The 3003-nt window shown below is 53.8% G+C and carries 3 protein-coding genes; 2 read left to right on the forward strand and 1 reads right to left on the reverse strand.

All coding sequences use genetic code 11. The features are described 5' to 3' along the window. Positions 1-712, forward strand: a 712-nt coding sequence (locus tag K5905_RS30740; RefSeq protein WP_297591526.1) for a porin, incomplete at its 5' end; no start/stop codon positions are given. Between the two features lie 148 nt (positions 713-860). On the opposite strand, the gene K5905_RS30745 is transcribed toward K5905_RS30740, so the two are convergent. Continuing rightward, positions 861-1790, reverse strand: coding sequence for an alpha/beta hydrolase (locus K5905_RS30745; RefSeq protein WP_297591527.1), 930 nt, complete (start codon positions 1788-1790; stop codon positions 861-863). A gap of 275 nt (positions 1791-2065) precedes the next feature. Between K5905_RS30745 and dapA the strand changes: the two genes are divergently transcribed. After that, on the forward strand, positions 2066-2944 hold the full coding sequence (gene dapA / locus K5905_RS30750) for a 4-hydroxy-tetrahydrodipicolinate synthase (protein WP_297591528.1): 879 nt from the start codon (positions 2066-2068) through the stop codon (positions 2942-2944). The last annotated feature ends 59 nt before the right edge of the window (positions 2945-3003 follow it).

Raw genomic sequence — 3003 nt, forward strand, 5'->3', positions numbered from 1 at the left:
CGGTCAGGTGTTCATGGGTGTCGTCGGTCGTGACTGGTCGGATACTACTCTGAACCAGATCGCTTACACCGCTGCATTCGGCAACGGCTTCTCTGCAACGATCGCTCTGGAAGACCGTTCTTCCCGTGAAGTTGGTTCCTACGGTGGCACACGTGCTCCCGACGCAGTTGCTGCTCTCGGCATCTCCCAGGGTTGGGGTTCCGCACAACTTTCCGGTGCTCTGCACCAGGTTTACCCGAATGTTGCTAACAACAACGCAACTGGCGGCGAAGACAGCCTCGGTTGGGCAGTTGGCGGTGGCGTGAAAGTCAACCTGCCGATGATCAACTCCGGTTCGAACATCTACTTCCAGGGCTTCTATGCTGACGGCGCTCTGTCCTACATCGGCGCAGGCTCCACCGAAGGTGGCGTAGCTGTTTCCGATTACGGCCCGGGTACTGACGACACGTCTACTGGTTACTCCCTGTCCGCTGGTCTGTACGTTCAGGCAACGTCCACCATCGGTCTGGCTCTCGACGGTTCTTACATGGACGTCGACCAGAAGGGCACCAACGTAGACTTCAACCGTTGGGCAATCGACGGTTCCGTACAGTGGGAGCCGGTCTCCGGTTTCGTCATGGGTGCAGATGTTGGTTACGCCAACACTTCTCCGGACGGCCTGTCTGACCGCGACGAACTCCTCTTCGGTGTTCGTATGCAGCGCACGTTCTAATCAATCCTCATTCGAGGTTTGATGGAAAACCCGGCGGAAACGCCGGGTTTTCTTTTGTCCAAAAGTTTTCTTTGCGGGATAGGACCGAGAGTGCATTCCCAAATGCGCAATTTTTTGTGCAGCGAAAATTGCGGTGACCTCCACCGTTTCAAACGGTTTTCAAAAAAGCAGCAATGGCTTCATGGGTTTCCGGTTCCCACATCACCGGTGCATGTCCTTGGCCCGGAACGGTTTTTAGCGTTGCGTTCCTGTGCGAAGTCAGCATCCGCTGGCAGGTATCATCACTTAATAGATCAGAATGTTCCCCGCGTAGTATCAGAACGGGTCGATCGGTAAGCTGGTCGTACAAGTGCCAAAGATCGGGAAGTGGCGTGGCATCGTCGAGACTGGCCAATTGATGTGCCAAAGCCGGGTCGTAATCCAGGACAACTTTTCCGTCCTGCACTGAAGCGAGCTGACCGGCAAGTTTGAGCCATTCTGTCCTGCCAAATGCCGGAAACTGATGTCCGATGGTCCGGACAAGCATTTCCGCAACTTCATCAAAAGACGCACAGGTCATCTTGCGGCCGAGAGTTGCTGCAATCCTGTGAATTGCGCGCATTTCGATATGCGGTCCGACATCATTGAGTATCACCGCTGCCATTCGCTCTGCCGGATAGCGGCTGGACATTACGAGTGCATGCAGTCCGCCTCGCGATGTTCCAAGAAGCGCGAAGCGTTCAAGACTGAGTTCTTCTATTGCTGCATCAATATCTTTTTCTTCAATGGGCATGGCGTAGTTGCGCCAGTCCGGATCCCAGTCACTTTTCCCACGGCCGCGATAATCCAGTGCAATTACTTGATGACCTAAAGGTTGAAGAAATTCTGCTATATCAAAGAAATCACGGTAGTTTCTTGAAAGTCCTGGGAGGCAAAGAACTGGAATGGGTGATTTAACGCCCTTTTCTTCAGGGAGGTCGGGAGACCAGATCTGTCCGGCAAGGGTGAGACCGTCGGAGCTCTTCCAGGTGAAATCAGCAGGTTTCAGTCGAAGAGCGGAAATTGACCCGGTTCGCGCTTCTTGCGGCGCAGTTGTCATTGTTTTCTCCAAAGCGTGTCCACCTATGGCTGATCTGCTCAAGAATAGGGATGTTGACGAAGAACTGCCAGAGGCCTAAGCGCTAATACGCACCTGCCTTTGGTTTCCGGTGTCGCCGAAAAAGCGCAATGTGCAAAAGAAAAGGCATGGTTAGGGGGCTGATTGGCTTCGGAGCCATTGCCCCTTTTCCGGCAGATGAGTATGTTGCGCCTCCAACCAACCCACGAACCTTTTTAACTGTCAGAACAACAAGACTGATCCAAGAGGAAACCGAGATGTTTACAGGCTCCATTCCAGCGCTGATTACACCGTTTAAGGACGGGGCGCTCGATGAGAAACGGTTTCAGGATTTTGTGGAGTGGCAAATCAAGGAAGGCTCTAATGGTCTGGTTCCCGTCGGAACCACTGGTGAAAGCCCGACATTGAGCCATGCGGAGCACAAGCGTGTTATCGAAATGTGCGTGGAAGCAGCCGCAGGTCGCGTTCCGGTGATTGCCGGGGCCGGCTCGAACAACACTTTTGAGGCAATCGACTTTGCCCAGTATGCGGAAAAGGCTGGTGCCGATGCACTGCTGGTCGTGACACCATACTACAACAAGCCGAACCAGCCGGGACTGAAGGCCCACTTCAAGGCGATCAACGACGCTGTTGGGCTGCCGATCCTCATTTACAACATTCCTGGACGCTCGGTGATCGACATGACGCCTGAAACAATGGCGGAGCTATTCGAGACCTGTGAAAACATCAAGGGCGTAAAGGATGCGACAGCTGATCTTGCAAAGGCGAGCCGTCAGCGCGAACTATGTGGCCCAGATTTCATTCAGCTGTCCGGAGAGGATATTTCGGCGCTTGCGTTCAATGCGCATGGCGGCGTTGGCTGCATCTCGGTGACTGCAAACGTGGCTCCGCGCCTATGTGCTGAATTTCAGGCTGCTACGCTTGCAAACGATTTTGAAAAGGCACTGGATTATCAGGATCGTCTCGCGCCGCTTCATCGGGCGCTCTTCCTCGAACCAAACCCGACAGGCGCTAAATATGCTTTGTCGCTGCTTGGCAAGATCGAAGAAGAACTGCGTCTGCCTCTGGTGCCGGTTTCCGAAGGCACAAAGATGGAAATTCGCGCGGCGATGACGCATGCGGGCCTTATCAATTGAGCGCATAATGACAGGTGCTGGCCACCTTAAAGGAAAAAAATGGCTCCGAAAAAAGGGGG

Origin of the sequence: Roseibium sp., assembly GCF_025698965.1 — a bacterium.
GTDB lineage: Bacteria > Pseudomonadota > Alphaproteobacteria > Rhizobiales > Stappiaceae > Roseibium.